The organism is Massilia sp. 01N417 (assembly GCF_056399645.1).
This window is the reverse complement of sequence record NZ_JBFTRS010000019.1, coordinates 90,851-105,101: the sequence shown is the minus strand read 5'-3', so window position 1 is coordinate 105,101 and position 14,251 is coordinate 90,851. Positions and strand designations below refer to the sequence as shown.

The window sequence follows — 14,251 nt, the reverse complement described above, 5'->3', positions numbered from 1 at the left end:
ATTGTCACAACGCACTATTTGTTGCGATTCAACAGTTCAGCGCACGCAGCTGACGTAGGCGATGCCCACGTCGGGGTGGGCAGACACTGCGCCGGTGGACAGGTCGACCACCATGTGACTGGCGGTCGTGGAGCTCGTGGGCAAGGTCGACGACCAGGTGGCGCCAAGGCTCCAGCCCTGCCCGGCGAGGGCGCCGGACTTCTGCAGGGCGATCAGCTGGTCCGCGGTCGGCTGCTTCCATCCCGTCACGCCGCCGATCGTGGAGGTGGTGCAGAAGTTGCCCGCATTGGCGAAGTTGTCCGTGCTGCTCACGCCCATCCAGGCAAAGCCGTCGAAATGCACCACGGCGGCGCTGGTCGTCGGCGGCACGCACTGGTTATTGCTCAGGACCGCCGGCGGGACGCAGGTCGGCACCACGGCGCATTTTCCGTTGACGACCGCGCTGCCGGCGCCGCAATCGACCTTGCTGACGGTGAGCGTGGTGCTCGCCGAGGTCGGCCCGAAGCTGCCGATGCGCGGCTGGGAGGCGGTGATCGTGGTCTCGCCCGGGCCCTTGATGGTCACCAGGGTGCCGGCGATGGTGGCGACCGCGGTGTTACTGCTGGTGAACGTAAAGGCGGCCGGGCTGCGCGAGGATGGCGGCGTGATGTCGAAGGCCGGGTCGGTTTCCTTCTTGCTGATGGCGGCGAACGGACCCAGCGGCGGACCCTGGTCCGGATCGCTGCATGCTGACATCAGGAACATCATCAAGAGCAAGCCAACGATCCGCTTCATCATTCCCCCACATGGTCAAATTGAACGACTGGCACAGTAACAAATTCCACTGCCCGAAAATGCGTGCTTTGTCACGCGTGCGCAGGCAGGCCCGGCTTCAATGGCGCGCGGCCTGTGCCGCATCAATCTTCACCAGGTAGCGGCTCATCGATGCTAATGAGCAGGTGGTTTGCCGTCAATCGAATCCGTGATTCGTCGTTCCCGCTTTCGCGGGAATGACCCGGGGTGGCGCTTACCTTAACCTTGGTCGGCGCTTGCCTTAGAATGCCCTGTCGCCAACCTTTTTGAACGCCTTGAAAATCTCGATCGGCCATCGCCTGTTCGCTTCCGTCCTGCTCGCGATCCTCGCGGTGGCGGCGGGTGCCGTCTATCTGCTGCGCCAGAACGTGCTGGCGGGCTTTGGCGATTACGCCGTCGGGATCGAACTCGATCGCCTCGACGAGCTGTCCGGCGCGCTCGCGCGCCAGTACCGCGGCCATGGCGACTGGCGCTTCCTGCCCGCGCAGGATGGCCGGCGCCAGTGGATCGCGCGCGAGCTGGAACGACTGCAGCGCGAGCGCGAAGCCGCAGCCCTGGCGCCGCCGGCCGCACCGCCTGCTCCGGCAATACCAGCCGTGCCGGCCGCAGCAGCGACCAAGGCTGCGCGGCCGGCGCCGACTTCCCTACTCTCCCCACCCGCGCCGCCGGCACCGCCCGCCCCACCCTCGCCGCCGGCGGCACCGGCGCCGATGCCGCCCCTGTCCGCCCCGCGCGTCGGCCCCGCCCTCGCCGCGGATGCCGCGGTGGATGCCGCGCTGCCCGAGCGCATCACCCTGCTCGACGCCGACGGCGGTTATCTGGCCGGGCGCGTGCCGGATGCGATTCCGCTGGCGCGCCGCCCGCTCGAGGTGAACGGCCGCACGGTGGGCTACCTGGGCGTGGCGCGCAGTCCGCGTCCGAGCGACGCCATGGCGCTCGCCTTCCTGCAGCAGCTGAGCGCCAGCCTGTGGTGGATCGTCGGCTTCGCGATCGCCCTCTCTGCGCTGGCGGCGACCCTGCTGGCGCGCCACTTCCGCGGCCCGATCCGCGAACTGGCGGGCGGCGCCGGCATGCTGGCCGAGGGCCGCTTCGACGTCCGCCTGCCGGCAGGCCGCAGCGACGAACTGGGTGACCTGGCGCGCCACTTCAATACCCTGGCCGAGCGGCTGGACCGCGCCGAAAGCGCGCGCCGCCAGTGGGTGGCCGATACCTCGCACGAGCTGCGCACCCCGCTGGCCGTGCTGCGCGCCCAGCTCGAGGCGATCCAGGACGGCGTTCGCAGCGCCACCCCGGCAACCGTCGACGCCATGCTGCGCCAGGTGCTGGCCCTGAACAAGCTGATCGACGAGCTGTATGCGCTCGCGCGCGCCGACGTTGGCGCCCTCGACGTCAAGCCCGAACGCCTCGACGCCTGGCAGCTGGCCTGCGCCCAGGCCCACAGCTTCGAAGCGCGGCTGCAGGCCGCCGGCCTGGCGCTCGAACTGGGTTCGGCGCCGCCGCGGGCCGAGGCTATGGCCGATCCGGACCGCCTGCGCCAGGTGTTCGACAACCTGTTCGAGAACAGCCTGCGCTACACGGCCGCCGGCGGCCGCGTGGCGCTCAGCGCGGAAAGCGCCGGCGCGCTGCTGCGCCTGCACCTGGACGACAGCGCGCCCGGCGTGCCGGACGATGCCCTCGATCGCCTGGCGCAGCGCTTCTACCGCGTCGACGCTTCGCGCAGCCGGGCGCACGGCGGCGCCGGCCTCGGCCTGGCCCTGTGCCGCCGCCTGCTGGAAGCCCAGGGCGCGCAGCTGTCCTTCGCCCATTCTCCACTCGGCGGCCTGCGCGCCACCGTCACGATTTCCCTGAGCGAGCATCCATGAGCGCCGACATCTTCATCGTCGAGGACGAACCCGAACTGGCCGCGCTGGTGGCCGACTACGCGCTGGCCGCCGGCTACCGGCCCACCGTGTTCGGCGACGGCGCCCTGGCCCTGGAGGCGATCCGGCGCCAGCCGCCTGCGCTGGTGGTGCTCGACCTGATGCTGCCCGGCCTCGACGGCCTGTCGGTGTGCCGCGAAGTGCGCGCCTTCTCCGCCGTGCCGGTCGTGATGGTGACCGCGCGCGTCGAGGAAATCGATCGCCTGCTGGGCCTCGAACTCGGTGCCGACGACTACCTGTGCAAACCCTTCAGCCCGCGCGAGCTGATGGCCCGCATCAAGGCGATCCTGCGCCGCGCCGGCCCGGCCTGCGTGCCCGCGGCGCCGGCGATCGAGGTCGACACGGCCGCGCGCCGCATCCGCATCCATGGCCGGCCGCTGGAGCTGACACCCACGGAGTACGGCATCCTGGCGGCGCTGGCGCGGCGGCCCGGCCAGGTGTTTTCGCGCGCCCAGCTGCTCGACGCCGCGCGCGAGGGCAATGCCAGCCTCGATGTGGCCGACCGCGCCATCGACAGCCACGTCAAGAACCTGCGGCGCAAGCTGGACGCGGCGCTGCCGGGCGTGGAAGCCATCCATGCGATCTACGGGCTCGGCTACCGCTTCGATTTATAGCGCTCTTATAATCGTCTTCATTTTTTCTCCACATTCCGGCTGCATCATGCACACATGGCCCGCCGTCCCGGACGGGTTCCAGCCTGAGGAGAAGAAGATGAAACATACCGCCGCCATCCTGACATTCGCCCTGCTCTCGGGCGCCGCCGGCGCCGGCCTGGCCGACGTCCATGTCTACGTCAACTGCGACGCCAAGGGCGCCAACTGTCCTCCGCCGCCCAAGCCGCCGAAACCGCCGCGCCCGCCCGCTCCGCCGGCGCCTCCCGCCCCGCCCGTCCCCGGCGATGCGAGCGCCTACGCGTCCGCCGTGCCGGCCATGCCCGCGATCCCGGCCGTGCCGGCGCCGCCCGACGTTCCCGCGCCACCATCGCCGCCGCCGCCGCCGAAGCTGCCGCCGGTACCGGACAGCGCCCACGCCGACTGCGCCGCGAAGCAGCCGGGCACCCGCCTCAGCTTCACCCTGCGCCCGGGCGAAACCATGACCGGCGTCTGCGTGAAGCAGGACGGCAGGATGAGGTTCGCGCTGCGCGAATACCAGCTCACCGAGTGACTTTCACGGCTGGAGCGGGTATGCTTCAACGCATGTCGCATCCCGCCCCACCCAAACCGACACCGTCCGAACTGGAACTGCTGCGCATCCTGTGGCAAACCGGCCCGTCCACGGCCAGGCAGGTGCACGAGGCGGTGGCCACCGACCGTCCGGACATGACTGCCGCCACGGTGCTGCGCCTGCTGCAGCTGATGCATGCCAAGGGCCTGCTGCTGCGCGACGAAAGCCAGCGCGCCCACGTGTATTCGCCGGCCCAGCCGCAGGACACCCTGCAGACCAGCCTGGTCAACGAATTGATAACCAAAGCCTTTTCCGGCTCCGGCAAGGCACTGGTGCTGGCCGCCCTGCGCGGCCACGTCAGCAAGAAGGAGCGCGAAGAGATCCAGCAGATCCTCAACGGCGGGAAGGAATCGTGAGCACCGCTCCCTCGCCCGAAACGGATCCGCGTCCGCTGCCGCCGAAAGAGCCCGAGCTCGAGGATTGCTGCGGCACCGGCTGCGTCAACTGCGTGTTCGACATGTACCAGATCGCGCTCGAGAACTACGAGCGGGCCTTGAAGGCGTGGGAAGAGCGCCATCCCGGGCAAGCCGGTGCAGGCGCCTGACGCCGGCAGGGGCGAGCGCCTCGGCGGCCGGCTGCGCGAGCTGCTCGGCAAGAATGCCCTGCTCCTGCTGGCGGCCCTGGTCGGTTTCGTCGGCGCGCTGGCCACGGTCGCCTTCCGCGAAGGCCTGGTCCTGATGCAGGAGCTGCTCTACGGCCGCTCCGGTTCCTTCGTCGAGATCGCCGCTTCCCTGCCCTGGCATACCCGCCTGCTGCTGCCCTGCGCGGGCGGCCTGCTGGCCGGCTCCCTGCTCGCCCTCGGCCGCCGTATCCCCTCGCAGCGCCGCCCGGACTACATGGAGATCGTGGCGATCGGCGACGGCCGGGTACCGGTCCGCCTCACCCTCGTCAACGGCCTGTCCTCGCTGCTGTCGATCGCCTCCGGCGGTTCGATCGGCCGCGAAGGCTCGATGATCCAGCTGGCGGCGCTGTCGGCGTCGCTGAGCGGGCGCGCGCTGCGCCTGAACACGATGCGCCTGCGCCTGCTGGTGGCCTGCGGCGCCGCGGCCGGCATTGCCGCGGCCTATAACGCGCCGATCGCCAGCGCCTTCTTCGTCACCGAAATCGTGCTCGGCGCGATCGCGATGGAAAGCCTGGGCCCGATCATGGTGGCGGCGGTGGTCTCGAACATCACCATGCGCCACCTGCCCGGCTACCACCCGACCTACGAGATGCCGGCCTTCGCACCGATCGCCGGTACCGAGATGCTCGCCTTCGTGGTGCTGGGCGTGCTCGCCGGCCTGGTGGCGCCGGGCTTCCTCGGCGCCCTGCAGCGCACCCGCCGCCTGTTCCAGGCATCCAGGCTGCCGCTGCCGCTGCGGCTCGCGCTCGGCGGCCTCGGGGTCGGCGCGATCTCGCTGTGGGTGCCGCAAGTCTGGGGCAACGGCTACAGCGTGGTGAACTCGCTGCTGCACCAGCCCTGGCTCTGGCAGGGCGTGCTGCTGGTACTGGTCTGCAAGGTGCTGGCCACCTGCCTGACCTGCGGCTCCGGCGCCGTCGGCGGCATCTTCACCCCGACCCTGTTCGTCGGCGCCACGGTCGGCTACCTGTTCGCGCTGGCGCTGCAGGCCCTGTGGCCCGGCGCCGCCGCGCTGCCCGCCGCCTATGTCGCGGTCGGGATGGGCGCGACCCTGGCGGCGGCCGCCAGCGCGCCGCTGATGGCGATCCTGATGATCTTCGAGATGACCCTCAGCTACCAGCTCATGCTGCCGCTGATGCTGGCCTGCGTGGTCGCCTACGCGGTGGCGCGCGCGCTGGGGGGCGCCTCGATGTACGAGATCACGGCCCAGCGCCTGGCCGAGGCCGAGGAGCGCGAACGGCTGCGCACGATGCGCATCGCGGAACTGATCCGCCCCGCCGAGACGGTGCTGCCCGACACCGCGCCGCTGTCCGCCGCCGCCGAACTGTTCGGCCAGCACAACGTCAAGTACGTCTACCTGGTCGACGGCGCCGGGCGCTACCGCGGCACGGTGGCCCTGCACGAGATCGCGCCGCGCTTCCAGGACCCGCTGCTGGCGAGCCAGCCCTGCAGCACGATGGCGCGCCAGGATGCGCTGCCGCTGCTGGACGCCGGCATGGGCCTGGACGAAGCCTTGCGCCAGTTCATGCGCCACCACGGCGAACGCCTGCCGATCGTGCGCGCGCCAGGCGATCCGGAACTGCTCGGCACCGTCCACAAGACCGATCTGCTGGATGCCTACGTGCGCCTGAACCGCAGCCTGCTGCACGCCCGCATCGAGGCGTAGAATGCCCGGCATGGACCACCTGCTCGACAACATCTTCTGGCACACCCTGAGCGGCATGCACGCCCACCTGTCGGCCGGCACCGGCACGGCCAGGCGCTATGCCCCCGGGTTCTCGCCGATCGTCGGCTTTCCCGACCCGCGGCAGCCGGACTTCGCGGCGCTGGCGCCCTTCTGCGAAGCCGGCGAACAATTCTACTGCGACGCCTGGTCCGGCCCGGCGCCCGCGGGCTGGCGCATCGAGGCCGAGTCGACCATGTACCGCATGGTCTGGGACGGCGTCACGCCGGAGCGCGACGAAGCGCCCGATGCCATCCGGCTCGGGAAGGAGCATGCGGAACAGGCGCTGGCCCTGGCCCGGCTCACCCGCCCCGGCCCCTTCGGCCCGCGCACCATCGAGCTGGGCGAGTACTTCGGCCATGTCGACGGCGGCAAGCTGATCGCGATGGCCGGCGAACGCATGGCCGCGCCCGGGCTGCGCGAGATCAGCGGCGTCTGCACGCATCCCGATGCCCAGGGCCGCGGCTACGCGCGCCGCCTGATGCTGAAGCTGATCCGGCGCCAGCTGCTGCGCGGCGAGACGCCCTTCCTGCACGTGATGCGGGCCAACGAGGCGGCGCACGGGCTGTACCTGCGCATGGGCTTTCGCGATTATTGCGAGACGGTGGTGCGGGTGGTGACGCCGGCCTGCTGATCCGCTACGTTCCCTGGCGAACAATCAAACGGCGCACTCGTCCTTACAATCCTCCCATCCGTGGTCATTCACTGGGAGGCTGTCATGTTCGATATGGATCTTCCTTGGTGGGAATTTATCGTGCGCGGGGCGTTGGTCTACCTGGCCCTGCTGGTCATGGTGCGCCTGTCCGGCCGCCGCACCATCGGCCAGTTCACGCCCTTCGATTTACTGGTGGTGATGCTGCTGTCGGAAGCGGTGTCGAACGGCCTGTCCGGCGGCGACAATTCCGTCAGCGGCGGCCTGATCATCGCCACCACCCTGATCGTCCTCAACGGCAGCATCGGGCTGCTGTCGGCGCGCAGCCGCAAGGTCGAAGCGCTGGTCGAGGGCGACGTGGTGCTGCTCGGGCGCGACGGGGTCTTCTTCGACAAGGTCCTGCACCGCAACCGCATCGGCGAGATCGATATCGAGCAGGCACTGCGCTCGGCCGACTGCGCCCGCCATGAAATGCAATGCGCCTTCCTGGAATCGGACGGCAGCATCAGCATCATGAAGCGCAAGCAAACCGGCCAATGATCTCTTGATGCCAAGGTTTCCAGAACTCAGTCGATCATGGGCACTATCTCAGCCGTACGGTGCGGCTCAGGGCCTGGCTCCGGTGCTAAGTTTTTGAGCGCATCCCAGGACGGGGTGCGTTGCAGAGACTCTGCTCAACAGGAGGTATCCATGAAACACGTTCTGTCTGTTCTAGCACTGGCAGCGACAGCGGGGCTGGCCACCCCGGCTTTCGCCCAGACCTACAAGGCGACCGCCAGCGGCCCGGCCGAGAACCCGCCCAACGCGTCACCGGGCACCAGCATGGTGACGCTCGAGTTCTCCGGCACCAAGCTGTCGGTCGACGTACCGTTCAGCGGCCTGGCCGGCGACTCGACCGAGGCCCACATCCACTGCTGCACCACCAGCGCCTTCACCGGCACCTCGCCGGTGGCCCTGCCGTTCACCGACTTCCCGACCGCGGTCAAGGACGGCAGCTACACGAAGACCTTCTCGCTGTACGACGCCGCGACCTATGACCCGGCCTTCCTGGCGGCGAACGGCGGCACGGTGTCCGGCGCCGCAACGGCCTTGGTGAACGGCATCAATGCCAACGAAGCCTACGTCAACATCCATACGACCTCGCATCCGGATGGCGAGATCCGTGGCTTCGTGGTGGCCGCACCGGTGCCGGAACCGGCCGAGTGGGCGATGCTGGCGGGCGGCCTGGCCGGCCTGATGTGGATGGGCCGCAGGCGGCGTTGGGAGAGCAGCTGGCAGCGCTAGCCGGCGGTTCGGCTAGCCGGTAAGCAAAGCGCCGCGTTCGGCAAGCAGCTTGGCCCAGGCCGGGACCGCCTCTTGCCAGAACGCGGCCAGGGAAGTGGACTGTGAAGCGATCGGCGCCGTCAAACGCAGGCCGAGGAAGCCGGCGGCTTGTTGCAGGGCCGCGACGGCGGCCTCTTCGTTACCGGGCAGGACGGCCAGCGCACCGGTCTGCTTGGACAGCTTCTCGCCGTTGGCGTTGCGCACCACCGGCACATGCAGGTAGCGCGGCGTCGGCACGCCGAGCAGGCGCTGCAGGTAGATCTGGCGTGGGGTCGAGTCGAGCAGGTCGGCGCCGCGCACGACGTCGGTCACGCCCTGCTCCGCATCGTCCACCACCACGGCCAGCTGATAGGCCCAGTAGCCGTCGGCACGCTTGAGCACGAAATCCCCCGATTCCAGCGCCAGCCGCTGCTCCTGCCAGCCGGCGAAGCGGTCCTGGAAGCCGATCAGGTCCTCGCCCGGTTCCGGCACCCGCAGGCGCAGGCTGCGCGCTTCGCGGCCCGGCGCCAGGCCATGGCGGCAGGTGCCGGGATAGATGGCGCTGCCGTCCGGTCCCACGCCCAGGCGCGAATCGGCGATCTCCCTGCGGTTGCAGCCGCAGCCGTACACGTAATCGGCGATGCGTTCGCGCGCGGCCTGGTACAAGTCCTTGCGCCGGCTCTGCCAGACGATCTCGCCGTCCGAATGCATGCCCAGCCAGTCGAGCTGCGCGAGGATGGTCTCGGCGGCGCCGGGCACGGCGCGGCCCTCGTCGATATCCTCGATGCGGATCAGCCAGGCGCCGCCGTTGGCGCGCGCGTCCAGGTAACTGGCCAGGGCCGCCACCAGCGAACCGGCGTGCAGGGGGCCGGTGGGAGATGGGGCGAAACGGCCGATGTAGGGGCTCGGAGGGATCATGCGCGATGGAGAAAAGCGCAACCTTAGCACAGGCCGCGCCGTGGCGCCGGGCCGCGCCGGCAGCATGATATCCTTGTCCAGGACAAAATTTTGCAATACTGGTTGAAATTTCTAAAAAGCAATATACAATCACGGTTTGTCCTGGACAAACCATCAACCGAGAACAATCGAGGAGCATATGCTGTCTACCCTGAACGTCGTCGCCTTCGGCAAGGACGACATCGATAACACCCTGTCCCGCCTGTCCGGCCAGCAGATCGACGAACTGGCCTTCGGCGCCATCCAGCTCGATGCGCAGGGCAAGGTCCTGCGCTACAACCAGGCGGAAGCCATGATCACGGGCCGCCAGGCCAGCGCCGTGATCGGCACCAACTTCTTCCGCGACGTCGCCCCCTGCACCAACACGGCCCGCTTCAAGGGCGTGTTCGACGCCGGCGTGCGCGCGAATAACCTGAACACGATGTTCGAATACGTGTTCGACTACAAGATGACGCCGACCAAGGTGAAGATCCACATGAAGAAGGCCATCAGCGACGGCACCTTCTGGATCTTCGTCAAGCGCCTGTAAGCGATGCACGAACCTGCCCTCGACCTCGCCCCATGGTGGGCCGACCGCGGCGCGCTGCTGCGTTTCGTCGCCGACCTGGTGGCCGCCGAGCTGACGGCGCTGCGCCACGAGCGGATCCTCCCCGATGGCTGGAGCGGCGCGCTGTCGCTGGACCAGGACCTCGGCGTCGATTCGCTGGAGCTGCTGCAGCTGGCCGGCGCGCTGGCCGAAGCCCTGCAGATGCAGCGCAGCGGAGTCGAGGATTACCTGCTGGCGCGCCGCACCCTGGACGGCTGGCTCGACATCGCCACCGCCGCCCTGCAGCACTGGAGCGAGGAACTCACTTTCCGCACCTCGGGCAGCAGCGGCGAGCCGAAGCGCTGCAGCCACGAACTGGTCCTGCTGGAACAGGAAGCGGCGGCGCTGGCCGCGCTGTTCCCGCGCCGCCGGCGCCTGCTGCTGGCCGTGCCCTGCCATCACATCTACGGCTTCCTGTTCGGCGTCCTGCTGCCGCGCCACCTCGGCCTCGCACCGGACCAGGTGCTGAGCGTGCGTGCGCGCCTGCCTTCCCAGCTCGCGCGCCACGTCCTGCCCGGCGACCTGGTGATCGGCCATCCGCATGTCTGGCAGGATGCGCTCGGCGCCGGCGCGGCATTTCCGGACGACGTCGACGGCGCCAGCTCGACCGCGCCCTGCCCCGACGCGGTGGCCGAACGCGCCGAGGCGGCGGGACTGAGGCTGGTGCAGGTGTATGGCGCCTCCGAGACCGGCGGCCTGGGATGGCGCCCCTCGCACCGCGAACCCTACCGCCTGATGCCCTACCTGGACCGCGCGCCGGACGGCGTCGACGCCCTGCTGCGCAGCTGCCCCGACGGCCGCACCGCGCTGCTGCGCCCGCAGGACAGCCTGGTCTGGCAGGCGCCCGACCTGTTCACCGTGGGTGCGCGCCGCGACGCCGCGGTCCAGGTGGGCGGCACCAATGTATTCCCGGAGCGGGTGCGCCAGGTGCTGCTCGAACATCCGCTGGTGGAAGACGCGGCGGTGCGCCTGATGCGTCCCGACGAGGGCATGCGCCTGAAGGCCTTCATCGTCCCGCGCGCCGGCGCCGGCGAGCGTTTCACGCAGGAGCTGCGGGCCTGGATCGACACCAGGCTGGCGGCGCCGGAGCGCCCGAAAGCGATCACGCTGGGCGAGCGCATCCCGCGCGGCGCACTCGACAAGCCGGCCGACTGGAGCATCGGCCCCACGAACGGCTAGAATGAACGCCGACATGACGATATCGACCACCTCACCCACCGCTCCCGCATCGGCCGGTTTGAGCATCGCCGCCGTCGAGCGCGAGACCCGGCTGTCCAAGGACGTGCTGCGGGTCTGGGAGCGCCGCTACGGCTTTCCGCAGCCGGAGCGGGATGCGAACGGCGAACGCTGCTACCCGGCCGACCAGGTCGAGCGCCTGCGCCTGATGAAGCGCCTGATGGACCAGGGCCACCGCCCCGGCGCGCTGGCCGCGATGGCGCACCCTGAACTCGCCGCCCTGGCCGCGCCGGAGCACGCCGCGCTGGCCGACGATGCGCTGGACGGCGCCAACCTGCGCCTGCTGGAGTTGATCGCCGCGCGCGACCCGGCCGCCTTCCGCCACGCGCTGCGGCAGTCGCTGGCGCGCCAGGGACTCGAACGCTTCGTCGAGCAGACCATGGCGCCGCTCACGCAGGCCGTCGGCGCCTGCTGGGAAGACGGCAGCTTCGACGTCTTCGACGAACATTTCTATACCGAGTCGGCGGAGCGGCTGCTGCGCCAGGCGCTGGCCGACCTGCCCGGCGCGCGCCACGGTGCGCGCATCCTCCTCACCACCGTCCCCGGCGAAGCCCACGGCCTTGGCCTCATGATGGCGGAAACCATGTTCGCGCTGGAGGGCGCAAGCTGCATCTCGCTGGGCACCGAGACCCCGCTGCTGGACATCGCGCGCGCCGCCGCGGCCTATGGCGTGGGCGTGGTCGCGCTGTCGTTCTCGGCCTCCTATCCGCGCCGCCAGGTGGCGCCGGTGCTGCTGCAGCTGCGCCAGGCCCTGCCCGATGGGGTGGAATTGTGGGCCGGCGGCGCCGGCGTGGAAAGGCTGGAGGAAGTCGCCGGCGTGCGCCTGCTGCCGACCCTGGACAGCGGCCGCCAGGCCCTGGCCGGCCTCAAGGCCTGATCAGGCGGCCTGCGCTTCCCAGCCCTGCAGCTGGGCGATGAAATCGTCCAGCGGTACCGGCCGCGAAATGAGGAAGCCCTGCATGGCCGGCTGGCGGTTGGCTGCCAGGAAGCTGGCCTGCTGCTGGGTCTCGACGCCCTCCGCCACCACGCGCAGGCCGAGGTGGTCGGCCATCGCCAGGATCGACTGCACGATCGCGGTGCCGTTGGCATCGCCCGGGGTATCGCGGATGAAGCTCTTGTCGATCTTCAGTTCGTACAGCGGCATCTTCTTCAGGTAGGCCAGGCTCGAATAGCCGGTGCCGAAATCGTCGATCGAGAAGCGGATGCCCATGCGCGCCAGCTCGTGCATGCGGCCGATGGTCTCGTTCAGGTCGTTGACCAGCAGGCCTTCGGTGACCTCGAAGATCAGCTGGGACGCCGGGGCCCCGGTCTCGACCAGCACCGCGCACACCTGGTCGACGAAGTCGGGCTGGCGGAACTGCAGCGGACTGACGTTCACCGACAGCGGCACCGCGAGGCCGGCGCGGTCCAGGCGCAGCCAGGACAGGCAGGCCTGGCGCAGTGCCCACTGGCCGAGCGGCAGGATCAGGCCGCTCGATTCGGCGGCCGGGATGAAGACGTCCGGGGCGACCATGGTGCCGTCGGCGCGGCGCCAGCGCATCAGCAGCTCGGCGCCGACCGGCGTGCGCTCGTGATCGATCTGCAGCTGCATGTGCATCGCCAGTTCGCCGTTCTCCATCGCGGCGGCGAGGTCGCGCTCGAGGGTCAGCTTGCGCTCGGCCTCGGTCAGCATGCTGGATTCGAACAGGGTCACGCCGTTGCGGCCGGCCACCTTGGCGCGGTACATCGCGGTATCGGCTTCGCGCAGCAGGTCCTGTCCAGTCCTGCCGTCGCGCAGCGGCAGCGCGACGCCGATGCTGGCCGAAGCGTGATAGAGCTGGCCGCCGATCTCGACGTCCTCGGCGAGGGCGGCGCGGATCTTCTCGGCCACCGACTGCGCGGCGCCGGTGGCGCGCTGCACGTCGCGGCCCAGGTTCTCGAGCAGGACCACGAATTCGTCGCCGCCCAGGCGCGCCACGGTATCGCCCTGGCGCAGCACCGCCGCCACGCGCTGGGCCGCATGCTTGAGCATGACGTCGCCGATCGCATGGCCGCGCGCATCGTTGATGGTCTTGAAGTTGTCGAGGTCGATGAACAGCACCGCGCCCAGCCCGCCGCCGGTGTGGGCGCGCACGACCATGGCGTCGAGGCGCTCGATCAGCAGGCGCCGGTTGGGCAGGCCGGTGAGCACGTCGTAGAAGGCCAGCCGGTGGATGGCATCGGCGGCGTTCTTGCGGTCGGTGATGTCGCGTCCGACCACCACCCAGTGGGTATTGCGGCCGCCTTCGCCGGCGAAGGGCACCAGCTCCATCTCGACCCAGTATTTTTCGCCGTTCCTGGCGTAGTTCACCAGCTCGGAAGTCACCGCTTCGCCGCGCGCCATGGCGTCGACGATGCGCCGGACTTCATGGTCGTCGGTCTCGGGGCCGTGCAGCACGCGCATGCTGCGTCCGACGATCTCCTCGCGCGAGTAGCCGGTGCGGCGCACGAAGGCATCGTTGGCGAAGATGATCGGCTGCTCCGCGCCTTCGCGGGGATCCACCTTCGCGATCAGCACCATGTCGTTCAGGCGCGCCACCGCGGCCGAGGTCAGGCGCAGCTCGGCATTCAGCTCGTGCAGCCGGGTGTGGCCTTCCTCGAGCGAGTCGGCAGTCCGGCTCAGCTCTTCCATCGAGCTGTCGAGGCGCTGCAGCAGGCCGCCGCAGGTCAGGGTGATCAGGGCGCCGACGAACAGGTAGTTCAGGGTGACGATCAGGCAGGGCAGCAGCGCATGCTCTTCCATGCCGGTCACGTAGAGCCTTGCGTAGCCGCCGAGGCCGAGGAAGAAGATGGAGGCGCCGCAGAAGCAGAGCGCGCCGAGCGCCGGCCGCATGCCCAGCAGGACCACGCCCAGCACGGGCAGCGCCATCAGGAAGATCTGGCTGACCGGGCCGATGGTGAGCATCAGGCCGATGCCGATCATGTACAGGATCGCGAGGAAGTTCAGGACCCGGACGGTGTAGTTCAGGCGCGGCAGGCGCCACAGCGTGGCCACCCAGGCCAGCGCCACGCTGTCCATCAGGGCGACGGACCACAGCCCTTCGCTGACGGACAGGCCGATGCTGGGCACCGCAGCCAGCGTACCGAGCAGGACGACATACGACAGCAGGGATTCGAAAACCCTGGAGCGCCAGTGTGCGATGTCGTAGTAGGTTCCCATTAAGCCGACGGCCCATTGTTGCAAAGCAACATTCTATGTGAGTGCTGGTCGGCTGTCAGCATT

The 14,251-nt window shown here is 69.6% G+C and carries 15 protein-coding genes; 12 read left to right on the top strand and 3 right to left on the bottom strand.

Annotation, left to right across the window (positions count from 1 at the left end):
* Positions 1-36 precede the first annotated feature (36 nt).
* Entirely contained in the window at positions 37-735 is a 699-nt protein-coding gene (locus tag AC1DOQ_RS19745; RefSeq protein WP_477368085.1) for a hypothetical protein, read from the bottom strand.
* Between the two features lie 323 nt (positions 736-1,058).
* Between AC1DOQ_RS19745 and AC1DOQ_RS19740 the strand changes: the two genes are divergently transcribed.
* The 9 genes from AC1DOQ_RS19740 (at position 1,059) to AC1DOQ_RS19700 (ending at position 8,213) form a co-directional block, all read left to right on the top strand.
* On the top strand, positions 1,059-2,654 hold the full coding sequence (locus tag AC1DOQ_RS19740) for an ATP-binding protein (protein ID WP_477368082.1): 1,596 nt from the start codon (positions 1,059-1,061) through the stop codon (positions 2,652-2,654).
* Positions 2,651-3,325, top strand: coding sequence for a response regulator (locus tag AC1DOQ_RS19735; protein ID WP_477368079.1), 675 nt, complete (start codon positions 2,651-2,653; stop codon positions 3,323-3,325). Before AC1DOQ_RS19740 ends, AC1DOQ_RS19735 begins: the two co-directional genes overlap by 4 nt.
* A gap of 97 nt (positions 3,326-3,422) precedes the next feature.
* On the top strand, positions 3,423-3,875 hold the full coding sequence (locus AC1DOQ_RS19730; protein ID WP_477368076.1) for a hypothetical protein: 453 nt from the start codon (positions 3,423-3,425) through the stop codon (positions 3,873-3,875).
* Between the two features lie 20 nt (positions 3,876-3,895).
* Positions 3,896-4,291, top strand: a complete 396-nt coding sequence (locus AC1DOQ_RS19725) for a BlaI/MecI/CopY family transcriptional regulator (protein ID WP_477368073.1) — start codon at positions 3,896-3,898, stop codon at positions 4,289-4,291.
* Complete coding sequence (locus AC1DOQ_RS19720) at positions 4,288-4,479, top strand: oxidoreductase-like domain-containing protein (RefSeq protein WP_477368070.1); 192 nt, start codon at positions 4,288-4,290, stop codon at positions 4,477-4,479. The genes AC1DOQ_RS19725 and AC1DOQ_RS19720 overlap by 4 nt, the downstream gene beginning before the upstream one ends.
* The gene (locus tag AC1DOQ_RS19715) at positions 4,466-6,220 is read left to right on the top strand and encodes a ClcB-like voltage-gated chloride channel protein (RefSeq protein WP_477368067.1); all 1,755 of its coding nucleotides are present in this window, start codon (positions 4,466-4,468) and stop codon (positions 6,218-6,220) included. The genes AC1DOQ_RS19720 and AC1DOQ_RS19715 overlap by 14 nt, the downstream gene beginning before the upstream one ends.
* Before the next feature lie 10 nt (positions 6,221-6,230).
* Positions 6,231-6,911, top strand: a complete 681-nt coding sequence (locus AC1DOQ_RS19710; protein ID WP_477368064.1) for a GNAT family N-acetyltransferase — start codon at positions 6,231-6,233, stop codon at positions 6,909-6,911.
* 84 nt (positions 6,912-6,995) lie between these two features.
* Complete coding sequence (locus AC1DOQ_RS19705; protein ID WP_477368061.1) at positions 6,996-7,469, top strand: DUF421 domain-containing protein; 474 nt, start codon at positions 6,996-6,998, stop codon at positions 7,467-7,469.
* 150 nt (positions 7,470-7,619) lie between these two features.
* Positions 7,620-8,213 (top strand): CHRD domain-containing protein, encoded by a 594-nt coding sequence (locus AC1DOQ_RS19700; RefSeq protein WP_477368058.1) that lies wholly within the window; start codon positions 7,620-7,622, stop codon positions 8,211-8,213.
* A gap of 12 nt (positions 8,214-8,225) precedes the next feature.
* Here the strand turns inward: AC1DOQ_RS19700 and gluQRS are convergent, their stop codons facing one another.
* Positions 8,226-9,149, bottom strand: coding sequence for a tRNA glutamyl-Q(34) synthetase GluQRS (gluQRS, locus tag AC1DOQ_RS19695; protein WP_477368055.1), 924 nt, complete (start codon positions 9,147-9,149; stop codon positions 8,226-8,228).
* A gap of 178 nt (positions 9,150-9,327) precedes the next feature.
* Here gluQRS and pyp point away from each other — a divergent pair, with 178 nt between their 5' ends.
* The 3 genes from pyp to AC1DOQ_RS19680 are packed head-to-tail and all read left to right on the top strand — an operon-like array spanning position 9,328 to position 11,887.
* Positions 9,328-9,717 carry a photoactive yellow protein gene (pyp, locus tag AC1DOQ_RS19690; RefSeq protein WP_477368051.1) on the top strand — a complete coding sequence of 130 codons (390 nt, stop codon included), beginning with the start codon at positions 9,328-9,330 and terminating at the stop codon, positions 9,715-9,717.
* 3 nt (positions 9,718-9,720) lie between these two features.
* Positions 9,721-10,953 carry an AMP-binding enzyme gene (locus tag AC1DOQ_RS19685; protein WP_477368048.1) on the top strand — a complete coding sequence of 411 codons (1,233 nt, stop codon included), beginning with the start codon at positions 9,721-9,723 and terminating at the stop codon, positions 10,951-10,953.
* Between the two features lie 13 nt (positions 10,954-10,966).
* Positions 10,967-11,887 (top strand): MerR family transcriptional regulator, encoded by a 921-nt coding sequence (locus tag AC1DOQ_RS19680; RefSeq protein WP_477368045.1) that lies wholly within the window; start codon positions 10,967-10,969, stop codon positions 11,885-11,887.
* Here the strand turns inward: AC1DOQ_RS19680 and AC1DOQ_RS19675 are convergent, their stop codons facing one another.
* Entirely contained in the window at positions 11,888-14,188 is a 2,301-nt protein-coding gene (locus tag AC1DOQ_RS19675) for a putative bifunctional diguanylate cyclase/phosphodiesterase (protein WP_477368042.1), read from the bottom strand. It abuts the gene before it with no gap.
* Positions 14,189-14,251: the final 63 nt, after the last annotated feature.